Origin of the sequence: Roseovarius amoyensis (assembly GCF_003260265.1) — a bacterium.
GTDB lineage: Bacteria > Pseudomonadota > Alphaproteobacteria > Rhodobacterales > Rhodobacteraceae > Roseovarius > Roseovarius amoyensis.
Window position 1 is genome coordinate 82,258 of the sequence record NZ_QITQ01000012.1, and the last position, 23,759, is coordinate 106,016.

At 63.3% G+C, this 23,759-nt stretch carries 25 protein-coding genes; 14 read left to right on the forward strand and 11 right to left on the reverse strand.

The features are described from left to right. Positions 1-162: 162 nt before the first annotated feature. The 8 genes from DL899_RS11825 to DL899_RS11855 all read left to right on the forward strand — a co-directional run bounded on the left by DL899_RS11825 (position 163) and on the right by DL899_RS11855 (position 5,861). The gene (locus tag DL899_RS11825) at positions 163-600 is read left to right on the forward strand and encodes a hypothetical protein (RefSeq protein WP_111734591.1); all 438 of its coding nucleotides are present in this window, start codon (positions 163-165) and stop codon (positions 598-600) included. Continuing rightward, complete coding sequence (locus DL899_RS11830) at positions 597-1,253, forward strand: MotA/TolQ/ExbB proton channel family protein (protein WP_111734568.1); 657 nt, start codon at positions 597-599, stop codon at positions 1,251-1,253. Before DL899_RS11825 ends, DL899_RS11830 begins: the two co-directional genes overlap by 4 nt. After that, positions 1,243-1,614, forward strand: coding sequence for an ExbD/TolR family protein (locus tag DL899_RS11835; protein WP_111734569.1), 372 nt, complete (start codon positions 1,243-1,245; stop codon positions 1,612-1,614). Before DL899_RS11830 ends, DL899_RS11835 begins: the two co-directional genes overlap by 11 nt. Further along, positions 1,611-2,009 (forward strand): ExbD/TolR family protein, encoded by a 399-nt coding sequence (locus DL899_RS11840; protein WP_111734570.1) that lies wholly within the window; start codon positions 1,611-1,613, stop codon positions 2,007-2,009. Before DL899_RS11835 ends, DL899_RS11840 begins: the two co-directional genes overlap by 4 nt. Continuing rightward, positions 2,006-2,923 (forward strand): energy transducer TonB family protein, encoded by a 918-nt coding sequence (locus DL899_RS11845; protein WP_111734571.1) that lies wholly within the window; start codon positions 2,006-2,008, stop codon positions 2,921-2,923. The genes DL899_RS11840 and DL899_RS11845 overlap by 4 nt, the downstream gene beginning before the upstream one ends. Continuing rightward, a complete protein-coding gene (locus tag DL899_RS19400; protein ID WP_162685565.1) occupies positions 2,920-3,114 on the forward strand; it encodes a hypothetical protein in 195 nt (64 codons plus the stop codon). Before DL899_RS11845 ends, DL899_RS19400 begins: the two co-directional genes overlap by 4 nt. Then, positions 3,111-3,281: a hemin uptake protein HemP gene (hemP, locus tag DL899_RS11850; RefSeq protein WP_111734572.1), complete on the forward strand. Its 171-nt coding sequence runs from the start codon at positions 3,111-3,113 to the stop codon at positions 3,279-3,281. Before DL899_RS19400 ends, hemP begins: the two co-directional genes overlap by 4 nt. A gap of 333 nt (positions 3,282-3,614) precedes the next feature. After that, positions 3,615-5,861: a TonB-dependent receptor family protein gene (locus DL899_RS11855; RefSeq protein WP_111734573.1), complete on the forward strand. Its 2,247-nt coding sequence runs from the start codon at positions 3,615-3,617 to the stop codon at positions 5,859-5,861. Between the two features lie 62 nt (positions 5,862-5,923). On the opposite strand, the gene DL899_RS11860 is transcribed toward DL899_RS11855, so the two are convergent. The 9 genes from DL899_RS11860 to DL899_RS11900 all read right to left on the reverse strand — a co-directional run bounded on the left by DL899_RS11860 (position 5,924) and on the right by DL899_RS11900 (position 14,584). Then, a complete protein-coding gene (locus tag DL899_RS11860) occupies positions 5,924-6,196 on the reverse strand; it encodes a TRAP transporter large permease subunit (protein ID WP_111734574.1) in 273 nt (90 codons plus the stop codon). A 102-nt stretch (positions 6,197-6,298) separates the two neighbouring features. Further along, the gene (locus tag DL899_RS19655; RefSeq protein WP_204355301.1) at positions 6,299-6,655 is read right to left on the reverse strand and encodes a type 2 periplasmic-binding domain-containing protein; all 357 of its coding nucleotides are present in this window, start codon (positions 6,653-6,655) and stop codon (positions 6,299-6,301) included. 198 nt (positions 6,656-6,853) lie between these two features. Next, the gene (locus tag DL899_RS11870; RefSeq protein ID WP_111734575.1) at positions 6,854-7,999 is read right to left on the reverse strand and encodes an iron-containing alcohol dehydrogenase; all 1,146 of its coding nucleotides are present in this window, start codon (positions 7,997-7,999) and stop codon (positions 6,854-6,856) included. A 1-nt stretch (position 8,000) separates the two neighbouring features. Continuing rightward, positions 8,001-9,380 (reverse strand): aldehyde dehydrogenase family protein, encoded by a 1,380-nt coding sequence (locus tag DL899_RS11875; protein ID WP_111734576.1) that lies wholly within the window; start codon positions 9,378-9,380, stop codon positions 8,001-8,003. A gap of 2 nt (positions 9,381-9,382) precedes the next feature. Further along, the gene (locus DL899_RS11880; protein WP_111734577.1) at positions 9,383-10,747 is read right to left on the reverse strand and encodes a glutamine synthetase family protein; all 1,365 of its coding nucleotides are present in this window, start codon (positions 10,745-10,747) and stop codon (positions 9,383-9,385) included. A 65-nt stretch (positions 10,748-10,812) separates the two neighbouring features. After that, a complete protein-coding gene (gene dctP / locus DL899_RS11885; RefSeq protein ID WP_111734578.1) occupies positions 10,813-11,850 on the reverse strand; it encodes a TRAP transporter substrate-binding protein DctP in 1,038 nt (345 codons plus the stop codon). Between the two features lie 60 nt (positions 11,851-11,910). After that, a complete protein-coding gene (locus DL899_RS11890) occupies positions 11,911-13,236 on the reverse strand; it encodes a TRAP transporter large permease (protein WP_111734579.1) in 1,326 nt (441 codons plus the stop codon). Continuing rightward, entirely contained in the window at positions 13,236-13,814 is a 579-nt protein-coding gene (locus DL899_RS11895) for a TRAP transporter small permease subunit (protein ID WP_111734580.1), read from the reverse strand. Before DL899_RS11895 ends, DL899_RS11890 begins: the two co-directional genes overlap by 1 nt. Then, complete coding sequence (locus DL899_RS11900; RefSeq protein ID WP_111734581.1) at positions 13,811-14,584, reverse strand: N-formylglutamate amidohydrolase; 774 nt, start codon at positions 14,582-14,584, stop codon at positions 13,811-13,813. Before DL899_RS11900 ends, DL899_RS11895 begins: the two co-directional genes overlap by 4 nt. A gap of 104 nt (positions 14,585-14,688) precedes the next feature. Here DL899_RS11900 and DL899_RS11905 point away from each other — a divergent pair, with 104 nt between their 5' ends. Continuing rightward, entirely contained in the window at positions 14,689-15,552 is an 864-nt protein-coding gene (locus tag DL899_RS11905) for a MurR/RpiR family transcriptional regulator (protein WP_162685566.1), read from the forward strand. A 65-nt stretch (positions 15,553-15,617) separates the two neighbouring features. On the opposite strand, the gene hisN is transcribed toward DL899_RS11905, so the two are convergent. Next, the gene (gene hisN / locus DL899_RS11910) at positions 15,618-16,406 is read right to left on the reverse strand and encodes a histidinol-phosphatase (protein ID WP_111734592.1); all 789 of its coding nucleotides are present in this window, start codon (positions 16,404-16,406) and stop codon (positions 15,618-15,620) included. A gap of 207 nt (positions 16,407-16,613) precedes the next feature. On the opposite strand from hisN, the gene DL899_RS11915 reads away from it, so the two are divergent. From DL899_RS11915 to DL899_RS11930, 4 genes are all read left to right on the forward strand, one after another. Further along, entirely contained in the window at positions 16,614-17,621 is a 1,008-nt protein-coding gene (locus DL899_RS11915) for an ABC transporter substrate-binding protein (protein WP_111734593.1), read from the forward strand. A gap of 65 nt (positions 17,622-17,686) precedes the next feature. Then, positions 17,687-18,748 carry an ABC transporter ATP-binding protein gene (locus DL899_RS11920; protein WP_239494687.1) on the forward strand — a complete coding sequence of 354 codons (1,062 nt, stop codon included), beginning with the start codon at positions 17,687-17,689 and terminating at the stop codon, positions 18,746-18,748. Then, positions 18,745-20,427: an ABC transporter permease subunit gene (locus DL899_RS11925; RefSeq protein ID WP_111734584.1), complete on the forward strand. Its 1,683-nt coding sequence runs from the start codon at positions 18,745-18,747 to the stop codon at positions 20,425-20,427. The genes DL899_RS11920 and DL899_RS11925 overlap by 4 nt, the downstream gene beginning before the upstream one ends. Further along, positions 20,427-21,179 carry a DeoR/GlpR family DNA-binding transcription regulator gene (locus tag DL899_RS11930; protein ID WP_111734585.1) on the forward strand — a complete coding sequence of 251 codons (753 nt, stop codon included), beginning with the start codon at positions 20,427-20,429 and terminating at the stop codon, positions 21,177-21,179. Before DL899_RS11925 ends, DL899_RS11930 begins: the two co-directional genes overlap by 1 nt. A gap of 108 nt (positions 21,180-21,287) precedes the next feature. Here DL899_RS11930 and DL899_RS11935 read toward each other — a convergent pair whose 3' ends face one another. Next, entirely contained in the window at positions 21,288-23,021 is a 1,734-nt protein-coding gene (locus DL899_RS11935; protein WP_204355302.1) for a cation:proton antiporter, read from the reverse strand. Positions 23,022-23,311: 290 nt separating this feature from the next. On the opposite strand from DL899_RS11935, the gene DL899_RS11940 reads away from it, so the two are divergent. Further along, positions 23,312-23,677, forward strand: a complete 366-nt coding sequence (locus DL899_RS11940; RefSeq protein WP_111734586.1) for a universal stress protein — start codon at positions 23,312-23,314, stop codon at positions 23,675-23,677. The last annotated feature ends 82 nt before the right edge of the window (positions 23,678-23,759 follow it).

A 23,759-nucleotide genomic window follows, 5' to 3' on the forward strand; every position in this document is an offset into this window, starting at 1 on the left:
GAGCGGGCAACGCCCCGATCCGCAGACAGCCAGCCTAGTGCCAGCCGGAAAATCGCAGGATTTCGTGCCGACCGGGGGTTGACCGGCGTCGTGCCGGGCTGTCGTCAGAACGCCCAGCCGCCATCGCCTCGCAAACCGGCACACCGACAGGAGGCCTGGCCCGTGCGTTCACTTTCCTTGTCCCTTGGTGCGTTTGTGCTGGCTGGTCTGGCCTGCATGGCCGCGGCCCAGGAACAGCCCGGCGATACAAATACCGGCCTGAAGATCGAGTTGAACTCCGCCACCGACACAGACGGCGCCTGCCGCATCAGTTTCGTGGTGGAAAACGCGCTGGGCGCGGACCTGAGCGAAGCGGTGTTCGAAACCGTGCTGTTCGATACAGCGGGCTCGGTCGAGCGGCTGACGCTTTTCGACATGCGCGACCTGCCTGACGGGCGCCCGCGCGTGCGCCAGTTCCAGATAGACGGCATTGCCTGCGACGGCATCGGGCGCATCCTGTTCAACGGCGTTCAGGCCTGCACCGGCGAGGGGCTGGATGATGGCGCCTGCATGGACGGGCTGGGCCTGAGTTCGCGCACTGAAATTGAGGTGTTGGGATGATCGGGGAATTGCAGGCGGCGCTGGCGAACATCCTTGACCTGGGTGGCCCGGTCGTCGCGGTTCTGGTCGTGACATCGGTGCTGACACTGGCGCTGGTTCTTTACAAGTTGTGGCAGTTCCACGCCGCCGGGGTGGGACGACACCGGGCGCTGTCGGCGGCGATCGACAGCTGGGACGAGGGCGAGCGCGCGCAGGCGGCCCGCCACCTTGCGGAAAGCACCAGCTACCTGGCGCCGGTGATCGACCGGGCCATGACCCAGGCCGATGCCGGCAACGCGCTGGTGTCCCAACGGCTGGATGCCGAGGCCGAGGCGCGGTTTGCCCGGCTCGAGGCCGGGTTCAAGGTGCTGGACATGGTCGCGCAACTGGCACCGCTGCTGGGGCTGTTCGGCACCGTTCTAGGCATGATCGAGGCCTTCCGAGCCCTGCAGGATGCGGGCAGCGCGGTTGATCCGTCGCTGTTGGCCGGGGGCATCTGGGTGGCGCTGCTGACCACCGCTGCCGGGTTGGCGGTGGCAATGCCCGCGGCGCTGGTGCTGTCGTGGTTCGAGGGGCGGATGCATGGCGAGCGGGTGTTCGCGGAACGCGGCCTGCGGATCATTCTCGCCCCGGCGGGGCAATCGGATACGGGCACGCGGGCCCATGCCGCTTGAGATATCCAAACCCCGGCGCAGGTCGCTTTCGCTGACGTCGCTGATCGACGTCATCTTTCTGCTGCTGCTCTTTTTCATGCTGACCTCGACCTTTTCCCGCTTTGGCGAGGTGGAGCTGTCGGGCGCCGCGCGAGGGCAGGGCGCGGCACAGGATGCACCGCTGTTCCTGTCGGTGGACGAGGACACGCTGCGCCTGAACGGCGACGGAATAGGCCTGGATCGGTTGGCAGACGCGATCGAGGGGCGCGACGCGGCGCGCCTGCTGGTCAGCCTGGCGGGCGATGTTCAATCGCAGCGGCTGGTCGATGTGCTGGCGGTGCTGCGCGGCATCGACGGGCTGACGGTAACGGTCCTGCAATGAGCCGCCTTTCGCGTCAGAAACCCGGCCAGGTTCGGGAACCAACCATCGCGCTGATCAACGTGGTGTTCCTGATGCTGATATTTTTCATGATCGCCGGCACGCTGGCGGCCCCCATGGATGGCGATCTGAACCTCGTGCAGACCGAAGCGCTGGAAGGGCGCGAGCCCCCCGATACGCTGGTGGTTCACGCCGATGGGCGGCTTAGCTGGCGGGGCGAACCTGTCGCCTCGGTCGCGGATTTCGTGGCGGAACAGGCCGAGCGCGGGCAAGGCCAGACCCTGCGCATCGTGCCTGACCGGGCGCTGCCGGCGAAAACGCTGGTGCGTCTGTCGGGCGAGATGCGCACCGCCGGCGCGGCGCGGGTGATGGTTGTGACCGAAAGGGCGCTGCAATGATCCCCCGCTCGCCATATGTCGCCGTTGTCAGCCTTGGCCTGGCCGGGGCGCTGCACGCGGCCATCGCGGTGGTGCCGGGCGGGCAGGTCGAGGTGACGGCGATCGAGGGCGGGGGCGGGGCGACCATTTCGACCCTGGGCGACAGCTTTGCCGACATGGCCGCGGGGGCGGAGGTGCCGGAACCCGAAACGGCAATGCCCGCAGAGGTCGCGGAAGCCCCGCCGCCGCCTGTCAGTGAGACGCCCCCGGCCGAAACCACGGCCGCAGCGCCCTCGCCGGAGACCACGCAATCGCCGCCGCCACAGGCGAAAAGGCTGGCCGCCCTTGCCCCGATGCAGGACAGCGCGCCGCCCGTGCCCGAGCGCGCCGCGCCGGTCGAACAGGCCCCGGCCCCGACGCCCGAGCCCGCAGAGCGGATCGTGGCTGAGCCCGAAACCCCCGCCCCGCAGGTTCCCGCCCGCCCGAAGGCGCGGCCCGAGCGGCCCCAGCCGGAACAGCCCCGGCAGCAGGCGACGCCGCCGCCGCAAAGGACGGTCCAGCAGCAGCCCGGCAATAGCAAACGCGATGCCCGCGCTGGCGATGCAAGCGGTCGGGAAACCGCGCAACAACAACAGGCCGGCCCGGCGCGCACCGCCGCTGCGCGTTCGGGCAATGCAGCGGTCACGAATTATCCCGGCCAGGTCATGCGCCGCATTCAGCGCACCCGGCGCGAACGCGTCAACGTGCGGAGGGCGGCGCAGGTCAGCTTTACCATTGCCCCGAATGGCGGGTTGGCGGCTGTCGGGATCGCCCGCAGTTCCGGGTCGGCGCAACTGGACCGGGTCGCGTTGCAGCAGATCCGCCGGGCAGCCCCCTTTCCACCGCCCCCCGCCGGGGCGCAGCGCAGTTTTACGCTAAGGATCGCGGGCAGATGATTTTGAAGCCGCTCCTGTGCGCCTGCCGTGTATGGCGCTTTGGTCCGCATGTATCTTCGGGACAGGCCGAGCATCGCGCCGGTCCGTGCCGGGCGCAGGATGTCGAGGCGCTGGAACAGGCGTGCCGCTGCGGGGATGCGGCCGGTGTCGGGCTGGAAACACTGCTGGATCATGTGAGGTGCAGACGATGAAATGCCCTCTTTGTGGCAGCCCGGCCAAGCCGGATACGCAGGATGGATTCCCGCTTTACGATGTGCGGGCCCTGATCGCGGAGGGGATCATGGCGAAACTCGTGCTCGACGGCCAGGTTTACACCCTGCGGATCACCCGGGCCGGCAAGCTGATCCTGACCAAGTGAGCCGGCGTATGCCCCTGAATTGACGACCTGAAAACCGCCAGTCTGCGGAGATGGGCGTTGGGTGCGGCAAGATGCGTCAAAGTTGACAGTTTTAATTGGTATAATTTATGCTAAATCAGGCGCGCGACGGGACCATCTGATGATTCCATCGGGATAAACGCCAGCCTCGCGGTTTTCGCGTCTCGCCAGCCTCAACAACAACAAGATCAGCCCAGTCCAGTTTCGGCTGTGGTTTCGTGCGTCGGCAGTGCCTGACGCATGGGGCCGCCGGGCGGAAAGGGGCTGCGTTCTGCCGGGCGATTCGTCCGGTCCAAACGCGAGAGGAAAAGGGACATGACACACCGACCGAGGGCCTTTTGGCCCATTGCCGCGGCGCTGATTGCGGGCGGCACCGCTTTATCCGGCGCGGCGGCGCTGGCGCAGTCCGCGCAGCCTGGCAGCGGCAGCTATTTCGACCTTGGCACGCTGGAGCTGGACCTCGGCGGGCTGGCCGAACGCCTGCGCGAACGCATCGCACAGTCGGGCGAGGCGGCCAGCGTCGTCGGCAAGCAGGATTTCGACCAGGTTCCCAGCCCGACCGTGGCCGATGCCGTGGCCACCGAACCCGGCGTGATCGTGCAGGAGTTCTTTGGCAGCAACGACCAGCCGCGCATCCAGATCCGCGGCTCCGGCCTGCAGCAAAGCCCGACCGAACGTGGGCTGTTGGTGCTCAAGAACGGGATGCCGGTGAACCGCGCGGACGGGTCATATATCGTCGGGCTGGCGGCCCCCGGCACCGCAGAGGCGATCGAGATATGGCGCGGCGCGGCGGCCAACCGGCTGGGCGCCTCGGTGCTGGGTGGAGCGGTCAATTTCATCTCACCCCTCGCCGCGACCGCCCCGGGATCGCGGCTAAGCTTCAACGCCAGCAGCTTCGGGCAGTACGGCGTTTCAGGCCAGACCGCGTTCGAGGGCGAAAGCGTGGGCACGCTCTTGCAGTTCGAGCTGAGCCGCAAGGATGGCTTTCGCGACATCAACAACGACTCGCGGCGCGAATTCATCGAGGCGAATACCGAGATACGCCACCGCAATGGCGCGACGACGCAGTTGTTCCTGTCGGCCACCAACCTGGAATTTGACGTGCCCGGCCCGCTGACCAAGGCGGCGCTGTCGTTCGATCCCGGCCAGAACCATGCCGGACCGGTGGTGGTCGGTCCCGGGGTGGTCGCCAATCCCGGCCCGAATGTTTATCGCGACCGGCCACAGCGCAGCTCGTCGCAGGTGCTGGCGGGGGCGCGCACCGTCTTTGACGTGGGCGAGGGGCGTTTCGACCTTGGGTTCAGCCTCAGTCAGACCGATGACAGCTTTCGCTTTCCCATCGCCGCCGGCGAACGGGTGACGAACGGCTGGGATACCAACTTGTCGGCGCGCTATGCGTATCAGCCGGACACGGTAAACGGGTTGCCGAAATTCGAGGTGACGTTGAACACCGCGTTCGGCCGTGCCGACCGCAGCTATTATCACAATGTTGGCGGCGTGCGCGGGCCGCAGTTCGGCGCCAACGATCTGGAGGCATCGACGACATCGCTGCATCTCGGCGCCAACCTGCCGCTGAGCGACAGCTTGGTGCTGTCGCCATCGCTGTCCTACACCTATGCCACGCGCAAGAATGCCGATGAATGGGCATTGGCGACGCGACCGACGGTGGCGTTCAACCCGGGTGCCCCTTTTGCACCGCTGCCGGCCGGGGCCGTGCCGACGGTTTCCAACAGCTATGACCGCGATTACTCGGGCTGGAGCCCGCGCATTGCGCTGACCTGGATGCCGAGCGAGCGGCAAACCGCCTGGATCGCCTATTCCCACGGGTTTGAGCCGCCCACCCATGACGACCTGCTGGCAACCACCGGCGGCACGCCCAATTCCGGCCCCGGCCGCCCCAATCCGGGTGCGCCGGGGCTGGCTGCGCCCGCATTCGCCGTCGCCAACCTGAGCGCGCAAGAGGCCGACACGATCGAGATCGGCTGGCGCGGCACCGCGATGTCGGGGTTCAACTGGGATGTCACCGCCTATCATTCGCGCATCAGCAACGAGATCCTGTCGCTGCGCGACGTCACTGGTTCGCCGCGCGGGTCAGTCAATGCCGACAAGACCATTCACAACGGGCTGGAGGCCGGCATCGGCGGGCCGCTTTCCGGCAGCCTTTATGGGCGACTGGCCTGGACATGGCAGGATTTCCGTTTCGACAATGACCCGCTGCGTGGCAACAACCGGCTGGGCGGCGCGCCCCGGCACCTGATCAACACCACGCTGGCATGGAACGCGACCGAGCGGCTGACGCTCTTTGGTTCGGCCCGCTGGGTGCCGGAACGCATCCCGGTGGACAACATGAACACGCTTTACGCCGACCCCTACGTGGTGGCCGATCTGCGGGCAGAATACCGGCTGAACGACACGGTCAGCTTTCAGGCCGGGGTGACCAACCTGTTTGACGAGAAATACGCCTCATCGACGCTGGTCGTCGATGTTGCCCGCCCCGATCAGGCGGCGTTCATCCCGGGCGAAGAGCGGGCGTTCTATTTCGGCACCACCTTCGATTTCTGAAGGTGCTGGCAGGGCATCATGTCGATGCCCTGCCGCTGTTATCTGTAGACAAGCTCCGGCAGCTAGGTGATGACCTGCGGCGCCAGCATGCAAATCGTCAGCCCGACAACCTGCAACAGCAGGAACGGGATTGCTGCGCGGAAGATGTCTGACATCGGGATCGATTCAGGCGCCACCCCGCGCAGGTGGAAAAGCGCATAACCGAACGGCGGTGACAGAAAGCTCATCTGCATGTTGACGAGGTAGAGCACCCCGAAGGACAGCAGCAGATCGTCAGGATTGTCAAAGCTGAACACCGCGGCACCGAGCAACTTGATCAAGATGTCGAGACCCATGTATCAGGCTCCCCTTGCGATGGTTCGGATGTCTTTCGGCAGCTACGACACGCCCTGCAGGACCAGCAGCATGCCACCGGCGAACATCATCCATTTTATCGGCTAAAGCGGAACTTCCCATTCGTTGAGGCTGATTTCGCCCCAGCGGATTGCCGGATCGGTCCAGTCTTTCAACGACAACCCGCGCAGCATCTCGCCAAATCCCACCTGGCCGCGGACCCGGTCGGAGATGATCGAGTTGCCGGACGGCATCGCCACCTCGGTGATCAGTTCGACGTGGTCCTGGCTCAGCCGGGTGGCCTCGGTCCCATCGGCCTCGAACTTTTTCCAGGCGTCATGGTCGGCCTTATGGATTTCCGCGTAGTGATGGACCGAATAAGATTTCGTCTCTATCTCCACGAATTTCTGCATTTGCGGGCTCAGCGCGTTCCAGGGCGACATCCCGACGGTGATATCCATGAGGTCGACCGCCGGGCCGACATATCCGCCGCGCGATCGAATGCGAACTGGTCTGGATCGGCAGCCACATTGAGAAGCCCGAACCACAGCCGATGGCCCCTATCTTGCGAGAGGCACCGCCGAGCTGGGCGCAGGCTGGCGCGCGCCGGCCCTGGTATCATTGACAGTGCGTGGTCCGCTGCTGTCCGGATCGTGCCTTCAAAGGCACGCCTCGAGCAGCTTCCTGGTGTTCTCCGGCGTCATTTCGATCGGATTGCCGCCTGTCGAAGGGTCGCGCAGCGCGGCCTCTACCAGGGTGTCGATGTCGGGGTTCGTGACGCCCAGATCGGTCAGCGTCTTGGGAATGCCAAGGCTGTTGTTGAACTGGTCCACGAAGGCGCAGAAGCCATCGAACCCGCCCTCGATCCCCAGATATGCAGCCGCCGGGCCAAAGCGGTCGCGGATTGCGGGCGCGTTGAACTTCAGCACGGCGGGCATGCAGACAGCATTGGTGGTGCCGTGGTGGGTGTGGTGATGCGCGCCGATCGGGTGCGACAGGGCGTGAATGGCGCCCAGCCCCTTTTGAAAGGCCGTCGCACCCATGGCGGCCGCGCTCATCATGTTGGCGCGGGCCTCGATATCGGTGCCATCGGCATAGGCGCGCGGCAGGTGGTCCTTGACCAGGCGCATCCCTTCCAGCGCGATGCCTTGGCTCATGGGGTGGTAATGCGGGCTGGAGAAGGCCTCGACACAATGCGCAAAGGCATCGAGCCCGGTGCCGGCCGTGATGTGCCTGGGCATACCGACCGTCAGTTCCGGATCGCAGATCACGACCGAGGGCAGAATCTTGGGGTGAAAGATGATCTTTTTCTCGTGGGTCTGCGAATTGGTGATGACCGATGCGCGCCCCACCTCGGAGCCGGTGCCGGCGGTCGTGGGGACGGCCACGATGGGCAGAATTCCATCGGGGTCCGCGCGGGTCCACCAATCGCCGATATCCTCGAAATCCCAGATCGGGCGGGTCTGACCGGCCATGAAGGCGAGCGTTTTCGCCAGATCGAGGCCCGACCCGCCGCCAAAGGCGATGACGCCGTCATAGCCGCCGTCGCGGCAGACCTTCAGCCCCTCTTCGACATTCACGTCCGAGGGGTTGGGGTCGACCTCGGCAAAGAGCGCGCGGCCAAGACCGGCCTCTTCCATCAGGTCCAGCGTTCTGGTGGTGATGTCCATCGACTTCAGGCCACGGTCGGTAACCAGAAGCGGCTTGGACATGCCCGCAGCGCGGCAGGCATCGCCGATCTCTTTGATGCGCCCGGCACCGAAGCGAATGGATGTGGGATAGGACCAGTTGCCTGTAAGAGCCATGTCAGACCTTCTTGAGATGATAGGATTTCGGCCGGGTAAGGGCCTGATAAGCGAGCTTTGACAGCCCCGCCCCGCGACCGGTGTCCTTGCAGCCGGTCCAGCACAATGCCGGGTCGAGATAGTCACAGCGGTTCATGAAAACCGTGCCGGTTTCAAGCTGGTCGCCGATGCGTTCGGCGGCGGCGATGTCGCGTGTCCAGACCGAGGCGGTCAGGCCAAAGCGGCTGTCGTTCATCAGGCGGATCGCGGTGCCGTCATCGGCCACGGGCATGATGCCGACCACGGGGCCAAAGGATTCGTCCCGCATCACCCGCATGTCATGGGTGACATTCGTCAGAACCTGCGGTGTCACATAGGTGTTTTCGCCGTCATCGGCGTCCATGCGTTCGATATGGGCGGTCGCCCCGTCTGCCATGGCCTCGGCGATCTGGGCGCGCACCTCGCGGGCGAAACGGATATTGGCCATCGGTCCGAGGGTGGTTTCCGGATCCAGCGGATTGCCGAGCTTCTGGGCCTTGGTCCAGGCCACGGCCCTTTCGACGAAGGCGTCGAACAGGCTTTCGGCGACATAGATCCGTTCGATCCCGCAGCAGCACTGGCCGGCGTTGAAGATTGCGCCGTCCATCAGCGTGTCGACGGCTGCATCCAGGTCGGCATCGGCGCGCACATAGCCCGGATCCTTGCCGCCCAGTTCCGTGGATACGGGAATGAAGGTTCCCGCCGCGGCGCGTTCCATCGCCTGGCCCCCGCCGACCGAGCCGGTGAAATTCACGAAGTTCACCCGGCGCTCGGAGATCAGCGTGTTGGTGGTATCGTGGTCGATCACCAGGTTCTGGAAGACGTCCTCTGGCACGCCGGCCTCGTGGAATGCCTCGGCCAACCGTTCCCCGACCTGCAGCGTCTGGCTGGCGTGTTTCAGGATCACGCTGTTGCCGGCGATCAGGGCCGGCGCCACCGTGTTGATGGCCGTCATGTAGGGATAGTTCCATGGCGCCACGACCAGGACGACACCCCAGGGCACGCGTTTGATTATGCGCTGAAAGGCGTCGCTGTCCTCGATCACGTCGGGTGCGAGGCCTTCGGCCGCGATGTCGGCCATGTGGGTCAGGCGTTCACTGAAACCGCCGAATTCCCCGCCATAGCGCACCGGGCGCCCCATCTGGTGCGCCAGCTCGACCGCCATGCGGTCGGTATCACGCCCGACGATCTCGTTGGCCTTGCGCACGATGGCGATGCGTTCATCAAGCGGCTTTGCGGCCCAGTCGGCCTGTGCGCGGCGCGCCTTTTCGGCGGCCTTGATTGCCTCGTCGCGTGAAAGAACCTTGCGCGAAAGATAAACCGATCCGTCGATCGGAGATATGAGGTCGATAGTCTTGGTCATGGTCAGGCCCTTTCAAATCCCCGCGCGATTTCCCAGTCGGTCACGACGGCATCGAACGCCTCCTGTTCGACTTCGGCGGCGCGGGTGTAGTGATCGACCACCCAATTGCCCATGGTCTTTCGCAGCATTTCCGAGTTGCGCAAGGTTTCGGTCGCCGCCCGCAGCGTATGGGGCAGCACGGGGATATCGTCCATCTTGTAGATGTCCCCGGTGACGGGCGGCGTCAGTTCCAGCCCTTCCTCGATACCCGAAAGACCGGCAGCCAGTTGCGACGCGCAGGCGAGGTAGGGGTTGATGTCTGAACCCGGCGTGCGGCACTCGATCCGCACGCCCTTGGTTCCGTCGCCGACCAGGCGATAGCACGCGGTGCGGTTGTCGATGCTCCAGGCGATCCTAGTGGGGGCAAAGGTGCCCGGCATGAGCCGCTTGTAGCTGTTGATGTAGGGGGCGAGGAAATAGGTGATGTCGGTGGAATATTTCAGCAGGCCCGCGACATAGCTTTTCATCGTGTCCGACATGGTCAGGTCCGCGTCGGGGTCGTGGAAAGCGGGCGCATCCCCCTTGAGAAGCGATTGGTGAATATGCGCGGCAGAGCCGACCTTGTCGTGGTGCCACTTCGGCAGGAAGGTCGCCGCGTGCCCGTGCTGGTTTGAAATCTCCTTGATCGCCTGTTTCGCGATGGTGTGATGATCGGCGCAAAGCAGGGCATCGGCATAGCGGATGTTCAGCTCTTCCTGTCCGGTCTCGGCCTCGCCCTTGGAGTTTTCCACCGGCACGCCCGCCTCGACCAACAGATTGCGGATCGGGCGCATCACGTGTTCTTCCTTCGTGGTCTGAAGGATGTTGTAGTCTTCGTTGTAGCCGCTGATGGGGGTGAGGGGCCTGTACCCGTCGCGGCGAATTTCATCGTATGTCTTTTCGAACAGAAAGAATTCGAGCTCGGTCGCCATCACGGGGTCGAACCCCATGGCGCGGGCGCGCGCGACCTGCGCCTTCAGGATCTGGCGCGGGCTGTGCGGGACGGGTTCGTGGGTGTGGTGATCCATGATGTCGCACAGCACCAGCGCGGTGCCTTCGAGCCAGGGAATGCGGCGCAGCGTCGAAAGATCGGGCTTCATCACATAGTCGCCGTATCCCTGTTCCCACGATGTTGCGGCGAAACCGTCCGGTGTTGCCATCTCGAGATCCGTGGCCAGCAGGTAGTTGCAGCAATGCGTTTCTTCGTGTCCGGACTCGATGAAGTTCGTCACATGGAACCGCTTGCCCATGAGCCTGCCCTGCATGTCGACAAGGCAGACAAGAACCGTGTCGATCTCGCCCCTGGCGGCAAGTTCCTTGAGGGCGGCGAAGCTGAGATTGGCGGTCATTTGTGGTCTCCGTGACAGAATTGGAGCGCCCCGTTGCGGGGCGCTCCGGCTCTTTTGGGTGTGGCTTATTCGAAGTTGTAGGGAACCCCGGCCTGGTTGATGACCGAGTTGTAGTCGCGGAAGATGCCGATGATCTTTTCGTGCACCTCGCCCTCTTGCGCGACCTCGTTCCAGAACTCCTTGGCGGCGTTTTCCACCTCGGCCCATTCGCCCGGCGGCACCGAGCGCAGCTCCAGCTGGTCGCCATTGGCGCGCAGCGCGGCCTCGCCGCCCCAATACCACTGGTTGCGATAGGTGTGGCTGGCCTCGATCCCGGCCATCACCACGGATTTCAGGTGATCGGGCAGTTCGGCCCACCGTTCCTGGTTGGCGAACCAAGATCCGATCCATGCGCCCGAGATGTTGTTGGTCAGGAAGTAGTCGGTGACGTTCGCCCACCCCACGGTGTAATCCTCGGTGATGCCCGACCATGCCATGCCATCCAGTTCACCGGTCTGAACGGCGACCTCGGCATCCTCGTAGGGAATGTTCACCGGGATGACGCCGAACTTGGCAAGGAAACGTCCCGCGGTCGGGAAGGTATAGAGCTTGAGACCGTCCAGGTCGGCGACCGAGGTGATTTCCTTTTTGGTGTTGAAGTTGCACGGGTCCTGCCCGGCGGCCGAAAGCCATTGCACGCCGACCTTGGCGTATTCATCGCGCCAGATATCAGCCAGCCCGTACTGGTTGAACAGCACCGGCACATCCAGGATGTGCTTGGTGGCAAAGGGGAAATAACCGCCAAAGACCCGCAGCGGCGTGGGTGAGGCCATCGAGTCGTCGTCCGAGTGAACACCGTCGATCGTGCCGCGCTGAAGCGCCTGGAACAGCTCGCCTGTCGGTACGATCTGATCGGCATAAAACAGCTCGATCTCGAGTTCGCCATTGGCATTGGCGTTGATGTAGTCGATCGCAGGCTTGGTCACATGCTCGCCCAGCGCGCCGCCGGCATAGGTCTGAAAGCGCCACTTGATTGCGCTTTGCGCCTTGACGATGGCGGGACTGGCCAGGGTTGCGGCCCCGGCAACGCCGGCCGTTCTCAGAAAATTGCGTCGTGTCGTCATTTTCGTACCCTCTCTGTTAGGTTCGGATGCTCGACTGCCTTTTGACCGAGGTCTTTTTTTCTAGTTTCCATAGACATACCCCGGCAACCAAAGCGCGATCTCGGGGAAGACCATGATTATGGTCAACGCGACCACCATCACCAGCACGAAGGGCAGGATGGAGGTATAGATATCCCTCAGCGTAATCTCTGGCGGCGCCATGGCGCGCATCAGGAACAGGTTATAGCCGAAGGGCGGTGTCATGTAGGCAATCTGCGTGGTGATCGTGTAGAGCACACCATACCATATCAGGTCGAAACCCAGTGCCCCGACCAGAGGCACATAGAGCGGCGCCACGATGACCAGCATGGCTGTATCGTCCAGGAAGGTGCCCATGACGATAAAGGAAAGCTGCATCAGGATCAGGATGACCCAGGGGCTGAAACCCAGCTGTTCGGTGAACAGGCTTTCGATTGCCTTGACCGCGCCCAGCCCGTCGAACACCGCGCCAAAGGCGAGGGCGGCCAGGATGATCCACATGAACATGCACGATATGCCAAGCGTCTTGCGCACCGAGGCTTCGAACACCCGGCGTGTCATGCGCCCCTTGAAGACGGCAGCCAGGAATGCCGCGATCGCGCCGATGGACGACGATTCAACCAGCGATGTCCAGCCATTCACGAAGGGCACCATCATCGTAAAGAAGATGAACAGCGGCAAAAGCCCGGCGCGAAGCAGCCTGAGCTTTTCGGCCATCGGAATGTCGCGCTCTTCCTTGGGCAGGATCGGGCCGAGTTGCGGGTTCAGCCGGCAACGGATGACGATGTAGAGAACGAACAGCCCCGCCATCATCAGCCCCGGCAGCACCCCTGCCAGCCAGAGCTGGCCAACCGGCTGGCGGGCGATCATGGCGTAAAGCACCAGCACGACCGAGGGTGGAACCAGGATGCCAAGGGACGACCCGGCCTGTATCACGCCGGTGACCATTCGCTTGTCATAGCCCCGTTTCAAAAGCTCGGGCAACGCGATGGTCGCACCGATGGCCATGCCTGCGACCGACAGCCCGTTCATGGCTGAAATCAGCACCATCAGCCCGATCGTGCCGACGGCCAGCCCGCCGGACAGCCCGCCCATCCAGACATGGAACATGCGGTATAGATCGTCGGCGATGCGGCTTTCGGACAGGACATAGCCCATGAAGATGAACATCGGCAGCGTCAGCAGCGGATACCATTTCATCAGCTTGATCGCCGCCGCGAAGCCCAAGTCATAACCGCCCCGGTCCCCCCAGAGGAAAAAGGCCGCCATCACGGCCACAAAACCGATGGCGCCGAACACGCGTTGCCCGGTCAGCAGCATCAGCATCATTGATGCAAACATCAGCGCGGCGATAGCTTCATAAGGCATCAGGCGTCGTTCCCCGTGGTCTCGATTTCGCCGTGATCGACGTCCTTCGGCCCCATGTCATATCCCCTTATCCTGAGGATATCCTTGAAGAATTCGCTGACCGCCTGGAGGAGCATCAGGAAAATGCCGATGACCATGATCGTCTTGATCGGCCACAGATAGGGCCGCCAGACGCTTGAACTGCGCTCGCCGCCGTATTTGAAGGAATACATCAGGCTGTCCCAGCCGCCCCAGAGCAGAAAGAAGAGGTAAACGACCAGGAACAGAACGGTGATGGCATCGACCTGCGCCTTGCGCCGTTCGCTCCATTCGCCGTAAAGCAGGTCCATGCGCACGTTCGACCCCATCTGGATCGAATAGGGGCCGCCGAGAATGTAATAGGCGACCATCGCGAACTGCGCCATCTCCAGCGTCCAGAGTGAGGGGTTGATGCCAAAGCCCATGTCGCTGCCGACTTTGGTAAGGGACGACCAAAGCAGGATCGCCATCATCACGAAGATGCCGTACATCACGATGCGCCCGATCCATCGGTTGATGCGGTCGATCACCGCGACGTATTTCAGCATCAATCGGGTCATGCTGCCGTGGCTTCCAGGTCAAGTGATGTGACCAGCATTTCGGCGAGGAGCGAAGAGGTTTGCGTCACCTCGGCCTCGCTGCCAAGAAGGTCGTTGCGCACCTCGATCATCACGTTGTCCAGCCCACGGGCTATGGCATGACGTCTGAGGGTATGGGTCACCCCGTCGCTGGCCGAATAGGGTTCGTTCAGCTCGGTCAAGAGCGGGGTATCGGCATTCTCCAGCATTGCCTCGGCAAGGCGGGCGTCGGCATCGTGCAAAAGCCCGATCTGCGTCTTGCGGTCCTTTCCGTCCCAGACGGGCGTAAAGCTGTGAACCGTGACGAGGGTCGGCGGTGCATCGAACCCATCAAGCACGTCGGAAACCGTCGCATGAAACGGCTCATAGACCTCGGCCGTGCGTGCGGCCCTGTCGGATTCTGACAGATCGCGGTTTCCCGGCACCGGGATTTCGCCACTCTGGACGGGCATCGAACCGGGCGCTTCGGGCGGGCGGTTCAGGTCATAGACCAGCCGTGAGACCCTTGCGACGACAAGGGGGGCGTCCAGCCTTCGAGACAGGTCCCGGGCCAGCAACTCGGCCCCGATGTCCCACACGGCATGGGAAAACCGATGCTCTTCGGCCAGCCCGAGCGTGCCCAGAGAGGGCGGGATAAAGGCGCTGGCGTGTTCGCAGACAAGACAGATCGGAGCCCGGCCGCCGGCGTTGACGATTTCGGCGGGGTGTCCGTCTTCGGGCGTCAGAATCTGGCCTGCGTTTGCTTCGGTCATGACGTGACATTAGTGGCGTCCACCCAAAGGCTGTCAAGAATTTTTGGTAGATGTTTTTACGATGGCGATCTACTTTGTAGCAAATGCTTCAAAAAGGGGCGAATGTGAAACGCACCGTGGTCGTCAAGGACAGGCTCAAGGATCAGGCGGGCGCGCTGACACCCGCCGAGCGCCTGCTGTCGGACGTGCTGTTGCGCGACTATCCGATGTCGGGGTTGCAATCGATCACCAAACTGGCGGACGCGGCCAATGTTTCGACACCCACCGTTATCCGGCTGGCGCGCAAGCTGGGATTCGATGGTTTCCCCGAGATGCAGGAGGCCCTGCGCGAAGAGGCGTCGGCCCAGATCAAGAGACCGATCCTGAAGCGCGAAGGCTGGCCGCAGGGGCGCAAGGATTCCCCGGCGTTCCGCAGCTTTGCCGAAGCCGTGTTCGACAATCTCAACCAGACCATCGAACGCCTGGACCCCGCGACATTCGACGCCGTGGCCAGGATCCTGGCCGACACGAGGCGCAACCTGTTCCTGCTGGGCGGGCGTATCACGCGCTCGAACGCGGATTATTTCTTCAACCATCTTCAGATCGTCCGCCCCGGCGTGACGTTGTTGTCGCAATCTCCGAACGTCTGGCCGCAATACCTTATCGACATGGGGCCGCGTTCGGTTCTCGTGATTTTCGATATTCGCCGCTACGAGGCGGATCTGGCGCGGCTTGCGGGTCTGGCCAAGGAACGGGGCGTTGTCATCATCCTGTTCACCGATCAATGGGGGTCGCCGATCTCGAAAACGGCCGATCACGTGATCAATGCGCTGGTCGAGGTGCCGTCAAGCTGGGACTCGACCCTCGGGATCAACCTGATCGTGGAGGCGCTGATCGCCGCCATCCAGACAAAGCGTCTGGAAAAAGCGCGCGACCGGATCGAAGCGCTGGAAGACATGTTCCGCTCTACCCGGATATTCCGAAAGTGAACTTGCGGATGTTGCGCGCAGAGCCTGCGCGCACCCATGCCGCTATGCACTGGCAGGCATGATGCTCAGCGCAGCGCGGCAAGCGCCTCGTGATGGAGTTCGGCACTCGCCGCGGCGATCACATGGCCGTCGGATTGCAGGGTCAGGTCCTGCCCGTTCCAGTCGGTGATCACGCCCCCGGCGCCCTTGACCACCGGAACAAGCGCCATGAAGTCGTATGGGTAAAGGTCCATCTCGAACACGATGTCCACATGGCCCGACGCCAGCAGCCCGTAGGCGTAGCAGTCCCCCCCGAATCGGCGCATGCCGGCCTTGCGGGAAAGCAGCTCGAACCGGTCCAGCCCCGCCGCGTCGAAGATGTCGGGCGATGTCGTATACAGTATTGCCTCGTCCAGCCGGGTCTTGCCGCTGGTGCGGCAGGGTGCGCCGTTGAATGTGGACGGGTTGCCGCGCACCCCCATCCAGCGGTCGCCCGTCGCGGGTATCGATATGGTGCCAAGTTCGGGCACCCCGTCGGTCAGGCAGGCGATCAGCGTGCCGAATGTTGGCATCCCGGAAACGAAGCTCTTGGTGCCGTCGATCGGGTCGAGCACCCAGACATGCGAGGCATCCAGACGGGCGTTTTCGTATTCTTCCCCCAGAATGCCGTGGGTCGGAAATTGCCGGGTAATTCTTTCACGCATGGCCGTTTCGATGGCGCGATCGGCCTGCGTGACCGGCGACTGGTCCGCCTTGTGTTCGACGTTCAGCGGCTTGCGGAAATAGCTCATCGCCATGGCATCGGTCGCATCCGCCATCTCATCGGCAAATCGGGCCAGCATCGCGATGTCGTCTGACGTCGTGGGGCTCTGCATGATCATTCCTTATCTCGGGCGGCAGCGTGCCACGGCGATCTGTTCGAAAATTAATCGTAGACAAAACACACAAAAGTGCAAGACTACACAAATATCCCCATGCTGCGCCGCATGCGGCGTGGCAATGAGAGCGGGCCGTGCAAGGGCCGCACCCATCCGAGGCAGGCACTGATTCAGGAATACCTGGACCAACAAGGAGAGATGAAAATGAAAACATGGACCAAGTTTACAGCGGTTTCACTGGCCGCCCTTGGCGTGGCCGCGATGGCCAGCGCCGATGAGATCACCGTCTACACCGCGCTCGAGGAAGAAGAGATCGGCGCCTATATCGAGGCCGCGCAGCAGGCGATGCCCGATACTGAGATCAACGTGCTGCGCCTGTCCACCGGCAAGCTGGGCGCACGGCTGCTGGCCGAGGCGGGCAACCCGCAGGCCGACGTGATCTGGGGCTGGGCCGTCAGCGCCATGATGGATCCGCAAATCCTGGAAATGGTCGAACCCTACGAGGCCAAGGGTGTCGAGGTTCTTCCGGCCAAGTTCCGCGATGAGGACGGCAAGTGGTTTGCGCCCATCGGTTACATGGGCGCCTTCTGCGTGAACACCGCGCGGCTGGAGGAAAAGGGCCTTCCCATGCCCGCCAGTTGGAAGGACCTGGAAGACCCGGCATTCAAGGACGAGATCCTCATGCCCGATCCCAATTCCTCGGGCACCGGTTATCTGCATGTGAACGCCGTGCTGCAAAGCATGGGCGAAGAGGCCGGCTGGGCACAGCTTGCGGCTGTTGACCCCAACATGGCGCAGTATACCTCGTCGGGGTCCAAGCCGTGCAAGTCCGCGCGCGTCGGGGAATACACCGTCGGGATTTCGCTTGCCTTCACCGCGATGCAGTCCATCGAAGAAGGCTATCCGCTGGCGATGGTCTTTCCCGAGGGCGGCGTGGGGTATGAACTCGAAGCCTCTGCCCTGATGGCCAGCTCCGACGACAAGGAAGGGGCGAAAGCGTTCCTCGACTGGACGATGTCGGAAGAGGCGATCCAGCTTTACCAGCAGTACAAGGCGCTCATCACCGTGCCGGGCGTCGATGCCTCTGCCGCGGCCGAGGCCGCAGGGCTGCCGGCCGACATCTCGACCGTTCTGGCGGACATAGATTTCGTCGAGGCGGCCGAGAACCAGACCGCCGTCAAGGAAGCCTGGAAAGAAAAGTTCGGCCGCTGACAACGGCCCGGGCGGCGCCGGTGGCGCCGCCCTGTGCGTCTGGCCCTTCGCGGGCCGGCGCGACCATGACGGGAGATCTGAACGACATGTACCTGAGCGTCAGCAACGCCACCAAGACCTATGGTACCTTCAAGGCCCTCGACAGTGTGTCGATCGAAATTGAGCAGGGCGAATTCGTCTGCCTGCTGGGGCCTTCGGGATGTGGCAAGACAACGCTCTTGCGGCTGATTGCCGGGCTGTCAGAGCTGGATGGCGGCGATATCCTGCTGGAGGGCAGGGCGCTGTCGGACCAGCCGGCGCGCAAGCGCGGCTTTGGAATCGTGTTCCAGTCCTATTCTCTCTTTCCCAACATGACCGTGGCTGAAAACATCGGCTACGGGCTAAAGATACGCGGCACCCCCCGCGCGGAGGTGTCGAAACGGGTGGCGGAACTGCTGGCGCTGGTAAAGCTGCCGCATGTCGCCGACAGTTTTCCCGGCCAGCTTTCCGGCGGCCAGCAGCAGCGGATCGCGCTGGCGCGGGCCATTGCTGTCGATCCGCGCGTGCTGTTGCTGGACGAGCCGCTTTCGGCGCTGGATGCCAAGGTGCGTGCCGAACTGCGCAGCGAGATCCGTCATGTGCAAAGGACGCTGGGCATTCCCACGCTGATGGTGACCCACGACCAGGAAGAGGCGCTGGCCCTGGCGGACAAGATCATCTGCATGAACCACGGCGTTGTCGTTCAGTCCGGCACGCCCGAAGACCTGTATCACCGTCCGGCGACGCGTTTCGTGGCCGACTTCATGGGGATCAGCAACCTTGTCCCGGCCGAGCCCATCAGCCGCGAATACCCGGATCTGATGAACACCCGGCCGGCGGGGGCGGATGACAGCCACGTCGCCTGCATCCGGCCCGAACAGATCGGCATGACCCCGGACCCCGAGGGGAACGCCACCGTGCGCAGCATCAGCTTTCTGGGTAACCTGCGCCGGCTGGAGGTCGACAGCCCGATCGGGCCGCTGGTGGTCGAAACCCACGGGGGCAATCCCTGCCGCGAGGGCGAGCGGGTCAGCCTGAACATCGCGCCCGAGGCCTGTATCTGGGTCGAGGATGATATGCCCGGCAAACCGGTCGGGGCCGCGGCATGAGCGTGACGCAGACGACCACCACGCCCACGCGCCGGTGGGCGGATGCCGACCGCCTGCTGACGATCGTCTGCGTCGGGTTGCCGCTGCTTGGTCTTGTGCTGTTCTTCCTCTACCCGATGCTGATCGTCTTCATGCGGTCCGTGGCGGTCGGGGATGGCTACGGGCTGGGGAATTACAGCAAGGTCCTTGGCTCTGCCGGGTTCTGGCGCGCGACATGGCATTCGCTGTTCATGGGCAGCGCCACCACCGCCCTGAGCGTCTTTCTGGGCTTCATCATCGCGCACGGGCTTTATCGCTGCGCGTTCCCCGGCAAGTGGCTGATCCGCAGCGTGATCGTCCTGCCGCTGCTGGCGCCCTCGCTGGTGCAGGCGCTGGGGCTGATATTCCTGCTGGGGCGCAATGGCGTCATCAGCCGCGCGCTGGGCATCGAGATCGACATCTACGGGTTCTGGGGGCTGCTGATCGCCAACACGCTTTACGCACTGCCGCAGGCGGTGATGATCATCGGGGCGGCGCTGGTGCTGCTGGATGCGCGAACCTATGAGGCGGCAGAGGTCATGGGCGCCTCGCCGACGCGGCAGTTCCGCGACCTGACCCTGCCGGCGGCGCGCTTCGGCATCCTGAACGCGGCCTTTGTCTGTTTCACCATCACCATCACAGATTTCGGCAACGCGGCGGTGATCGGGGGTGACTATTCGGTGCTCGCGACCGAGATCTATTCCCAGGTGGTCGGGCAGCGGAATTTCAACATGGGGGCCGTGGTCGGCATCATGCTGTTGCTGCCCACCGTGGTGTCCTATGCCATCGAGCGTCAGGCGATGAAACGCCAGGAGACGGGGCAACAAGTCGGGCAGGTGCGTTTCCAGCCGGCATTCACGCCGGCACGCGACCTGCCGATGGCGCTGCTGTCGCTGCTGATCTGTGCCGGCATCGTCGCGGTGATCGGCATCGTGGTCTATGCCAGCTTCGTCACGCTCTGGCCCTACAACATGGCGCTGTCGGTCAAGCATTACGACATTACCCTGGCGGGGGGTTATTCCTCGCTCTGGATGACCATCGTGATCTCGCTCATGGCGGCGGCGGGCGGCACGCTGGCGGTGTTCCTGCTGGCGCTGGGGCTGCGGCGGCTTCCGCGGGCGGTGGCACAACCGATCCAGATCCTGGCTGCCATGCCGGCGGCGGTGCCGGGAATGGTGCTGGGCCTGGCCTATATCCTGACCTTCAACTCTACGGCGACGCCGCTTTATCTGCTTTACGGCACGGCCGCGCTGATCGCGATCGTGAACTTCTACCATTACCACACGCAGGCCTTCCTGACCCTGATGACGGGTTTCCGCCAGCTGCCCCGCGCATTCGAAGAGGCGGCCGGCTGTCTTGGCGCGGGGCTGGCGCGAACGGCGGTCGACATCGTCGCCCCGTTCGTCGCGCCAATGTTGATATCGGTGTTTTTCTTCCTGTTCATGCGCTCCATGGTCACGTTGTCGGCGGTCGTCTTTCTCACGACCCCGCATCTGAGCGTCGCTGCCGTCACGATCATGCGGCTGGATGACGCCGGGCTGACATCTCAGGCGGCGGCCTTTTCGACCTGCGTGATGGCGGTTGTCTGCCTCGCCCTGCTGGGGATGAAGGCGACACTGGCCATGATGGGGCGGCGCAACCGGATGAATGGCGCGTCATGATGTGGGCAAAGGAACGCCACCAACGGATACTGTCCATGCTGGCGGCGAACCGGCAGGTGCGTGCCAATGACCTTGCGGAACTGCTGAACGTCTCGCGGGAAACCATTCGGCGCGACTTGCTCGACCTTGAGAAGTCCGGCCAGGTCAACCGTGTTCACGGCGGCGCGGTCGTGCCCGAGCGCCGCACCGAAGAACCGTTTCGCCAGCGTATGACCGCCCGGTTGCGCGCCAAGTCCGAAATCGCGCGCAAGGCAGTCGGGCTGATCGAGCCGGGGCAGACGGTGCTGGTGGACGCGGGCACGACGACGACCATCTTTGCGCAAGAACTGGCGAAACTCACCGGTGTCTCGGTCGTCACCAATTCACTGGACATTGCGACGACGCTTCAGGGCGCAGGCAAGGAGGTGCTGTTGCTCGGCGGCAGGATGGCCACGGAGGTGCCGTCGACGGTGGGGGAGCTCACCTTGTCCGAGATCCGCCGGTTTCGCGCCGACATCTGCTTTTCGGCGCCGGTGGCGGTGCATCCGCGGATGGGCGTGTTCTTTTACGACCTGCAGGAGGCCGAGATCGCCGTGGCGATGGCGGCACAGGCCCCAAAAAGGGTGATCCTGGCCGACCACAGCAAGCTTGGCGAAACCAGCCGGGTGCGCTCATGGCTGATGGAGGAGATCGACACCCTGGTGACGAGCTCGGCCGCGCCGAAAGATCTGATCGCATCCTTCCGCGAGGCGGGCGTTGAGGTCCTGGTCTGATCAGGCGGGTGATCTCGGGCCTGGGTTTGGCGTGACCGGCCCCGCAAGGTTGATCAGGTTGAAGGCGGCAAACAATGCGTCAGAGACACGTTTCCGCTAAGCGCCACTTCATGACACTGGCTGTTCTTCGGTCTCGATCGGTGGGATTTCCGTGCGCTCCTCTTCGGCGCCGCCGCAAAGCATGTCCACTGCGCGGTCGGCGGCATCCTGGAACGGTTCAAGAACCAGATCAGCCCCCGAGGCGAACAATTCCTCGGTGTCGTGCTTGTGGTGCGAAGTGACCCCGATCCGGCCGCGGAAACCGGTGGAGTTGTGGGTCAGCTGGATAAGCGTCATGCGGGTATCCTCATAGCTGAGCCCGGTGGGATGGATCGGCACCGTCGAGACGATCCATTGCGCGTGCGACAAGGGCAGTTCGGCCAGAAACTCCGCGTCGGTTGCGTCACCATATTCTGCCTCGAGGCCGAGCTCGCCCCAGCGTCGCACGGCCAGCGGGTTGAAATCGACCCCGAGCACCCTGACACCGCGCTTTTGCAGGCGTATGCCGATGGCGGTGCCGAACCGCCCGAGGCCAAAGATGATCACCTTGTAGCCGTCGCCAGGATGCGTGCTGGCCTCGGAGGGCTCGCGCGGGGTGTCCTTGCGTTCGAAGATGCCGAGTACCGGCTCGAACAGCGCGTATAGCCGGTGTGAATAGGTGATCATGTAGGTCGAGGCGGCGATCGTCACCAGCCCGACCATGGTCACCAAGCCAAGCGTATCTTCCTGCACATGGCCGAGCGACACCCCCATGGCGACGAAAATAAGTGAGAATTCGCTGATCTGCGCGACGGTCAGCCCGGCAAGGAACCCGGTGCGTTTGCGAAAACCCAACGCCCCCATGATCACCAGCACGATCAGCGGGTTGCCAATCAGCACGAAGAGCGAGAAGAGAACCGCGCCAGTGACATGCGCACCCAGCAGCGACAGGTCGAGCGCGGAACCGAGCGCGATGAAAAAGAACAAGAGCAGGAAATCCCGCAGCGGGGCAAGACGGGCCGCTATGGTTTCGCGGTAGGGCGTCGAGGCCAGGGAAACGCTCGCCAGAAGGCCGCCCACCTCCTTGCCGAGACCGACGAAATCGGCGACGGCAGCGAATATCGCGGCCTGCGCAATGGCGAAGATCACCAGTAGTTCGGGCGCCCGCGCCAGCCGTTCGGTCAGCGGGTTGGCAACATAGCGCACGAACAGGATGACCAGTGTCACCATGGCCACGCCCGATGCGAGAACGGTCAGAACCGATCCGCCCCCATGCCCGGCGCCACCCTCGGTGGCGGCGCCGATGCCGATGGCCGACAGCACGATCATCGCCAGCACCACGACCAGATCCTGCACGATCAGAAACCCAAGCGCGATCTGCCCATGCAACGAGTCGATCTCGCGCTTGTCGGACAGCAGTTTCACGATGATGATGGTCGAGGAAAACGTCAGCGCAACAGCAACATAAAGGCTGGTGATATGCCCCAGGCCTAGGGCCAGACCAATCAGGTAGCCGAATATAGACGTAAAAGCGACCTGCCCGAGCCCCGTCAGCAATGACACCGCCCCGAGCGAGCGGATCAGTTTTACATCAAGCTTTATGCCGACAAGAAAGAGCAGCACGGCGATGCCGAGTTCCGACAAAAGGCTGATCTCGTCGGCCGAACGCACCACGTCCAGTACCGATGGCCCCGCGATCAGGCCGACGGCGATGAAGCTGACGATCAGCGGCTGACGCAGGATGATCCCAAGGAAGCCAATCATTGCAGCCATGACCAGCAGTGCGGCGATTTCGCCAAAGGCGGTGTGAAAGAATACGTCCATTAATCCCACTGTTTCCCGGTTATCTTCATGCCCCACTGGGCGGACCCGGTCTTCCCTACGGCATTGTCTGTTTCGGCGGCTTGTGCGCGATCCCTATCGGCAAGGGGGGCAGATCAGTTCTGATGATCTTGACGGTCCGACATTCATTACTCGACATTTCGACGTCTTTTCACAGGGTTTGCCTTGCTATAGCCTGATATAGTTTAGTTTGACGATTTCGGACATGCCTTGACGCGGTTTGGCGAGCATTTTCTTGCCCCGATGGGCTTGCCGCAAGGGAATGCAATGCAATGAAGAAAATCATGGTTGCCACGGATTTCTCGGAGCGGTCGGACCGATCCCTGATGCGTTCCAAGCTGTTGGCCAGACAGTTCGGGGCCACCATCACGCTTCTTCATGTTGTCGATGACGATCAGCCGCGCCGAATCGTCGAGACCGAGCGTGACGAGGCCGCAACGCTGCTGCGGCAGATCGCTCTGACATGCAGACAGAACGATGGCGTCAGTTGCGAGACGCGAGTCATTCTGGCGTCACCCTTCGCCGGTATCCTTCAGGGGGTCGAAGAGGCCGCCCCCGACCTGCTGGTGATCGGCCCGCACCGCCGACAGATGCTAGAGCGGGTTGCGTCTAATCGGTTTCATAGCCTGCAGCCTTGAAGAAGTTGTAGCATTCCTCGTCAGTGAAGAGATCACAGACGTGACCGACCGCGCGCCAGAGGTCATCGTAGGTCCGCGCGGC

Excerpts from the sequence above, each read along its gene's own strand:
- DL899_RS11930 (WP_111734585.1), top strand. The coding sequence starts at position 20,427 with ATGTGGGCAAAGGAACGCCACCAACGGATACTGTCCATGCTGGCGGCG.
- DL899_RS19400 (WP_162685565.1), top strand. The coding sequence starts at position 2,920 with ATGATTTTGAAGCCGCTCCTGTGCGCCTGCCGTGTATGGCGCTTTGGT.
- DL899_RS11835 (WP_111734569.1), top strand. The coding sequence starts at position 1,243 with ATGCCGCTTGAGATATCCAAACCCCGGCGCAGGTCGCTTTCGCTGACG.
- DL899_RS11855 (WP_111734573.1), top strand. The coding sequence starts at position 3,615 with ATGACACACCGACCGAGGGCCTTTTGGCCCATTGCCGCGGCGCTGATT.
- DL899_RS11895 (WP_111734580.1), bottom strand. The coding sequence starts at position 13,814 with ATGACCCGATTGATGCTGAAATACGTCGCGGTGATCGACCGCATCAAC.
- DL899_RS11890 (WP_111734579.1), bottom strand. The coding sequence starts at position 13,236 with ATGCCTTATGAAGCTATCGCCGCGCTGATGTTTGCATCAATGATGCTG.
- dctP (WP_111734578.1), bottom strand. The coding sequence starts at position 11,850 with ATGACGACACGACGCAATTTTCTGAGAACGGCCGGCGTTGCCGGGGCC.
- DL899_RS11840 (WP_111734570.1), top strand. The coding sequence starts at position 1,611 with ATGAGCCGCCTTTCGCGTCAGAAACCCGGCCAGGTTCGGGAACCAACC.
- DL899_RS19655 (WP_204355301.1), bottom strand. The coding sequence starts at position 6,655 with ATGGATATCACCGTCGGGATGTCGCCCTGGAACGCGCTGAGCCCGCAA.
- DL899_RS11830 (WP_111734568.1), top strand. The coding sequence starts at position 597 with ATGATCGGGGAATTGCAGGCGGCGCTGGCGAACATCCTTGACCTGGGT.
- DL899_RS11920 (WP_239494687.1), top strand. The coding sequence starts at position 17,687 with ATGACGGGAGATCTGAACGACATGTACCTGAGCGTCAGCAACGCCACC.
- DL899_RS11860 (WP_111734574.1), bottom strand. The coding sequence starts at position 6,196 with ATGGGTCTCGACATCTTGATCAAGTTGCTCGGTGCCGCGGTGTTCAGC.
- DL899_RS11875 (WP_111734576.1), bottom strand. The coding sequence starts at position 9,380 with ATGACCAAGACTATCGACCTCATATCTCCGATCGACGGATCGGTTTAT.
- DL899_RS11935 (WP_204355302.1), bottom strand. The coding sequence starts at position 23,021 with ATGGACGTATTCTTTCACACCGCCTTTGGCGAAATCGCCGCACTGCTG.
- DL899_RS11925 (WP_111734584.1), top strand. The coding sequence starts at position 18,745 with ATGAGCGTGACGCAGACGACCACCACGCCCACGCGCCGGTGGGCGGAT.
- hemP (WP_111734572.1), top strand. The coding sequence starts at position 3,111 with ATGAAATGCCCTCTTTGTGGCAGCCCGGCCAAGCCGGATACGCAGGAT.
- hisN (WP_111734592.1), bottom strand. The coding sequence starts at position 16,406 with ATGCAGAGCCCCACGACGTCAGACGACATCGCGATGCTGGCCCGATTT.
- DL899_RS11870 (WP_111734575.1), bottom strand. The coding sequence starts at position 7,999 with ATGGCTCTTACAGGCAACTGGTCCTATCCCACATCCATTCGCTTCGGT.
- DL899_RS11900 (WP_111734581.1), bottom strand. The coding sequence starts at position 14,584 with ATGACCGAAGCAAACGCAGGCCAGATTCTGACGCCCGAAGACGGACAC.
- DL899_RS11940 (WP_111734586.1), top strand. The coding sequence starts at position 23,312 with ATGAAGAAAATCATGGTTGCCACGGATTTCTCGGAGCGGTCGGACCGA.
- DL899_RS11880 (WP_111734577.1), bottom strand. The coding sequence starts at position 10,747 with ATGACCGCCAATCTCAGCTTCGCCGCCCTCAAGGAACTTGCCGCCAGG.
- DL899_RS11845 (WP_111734571.1), top strand. The coding sequence starts at position 2,006 with ATGATCCCCCGCTCGCCATATGTCGCCGTTGTCAGCCTTGGCCTGGCC.
- DL899_RS11915 (WP_111734593.1), top strand. The coding sequence starts at position 16,614 with ATGAAAACATGGACCAAGTTTACAGCGGTTTCACTGGCCGCCCTTGGC.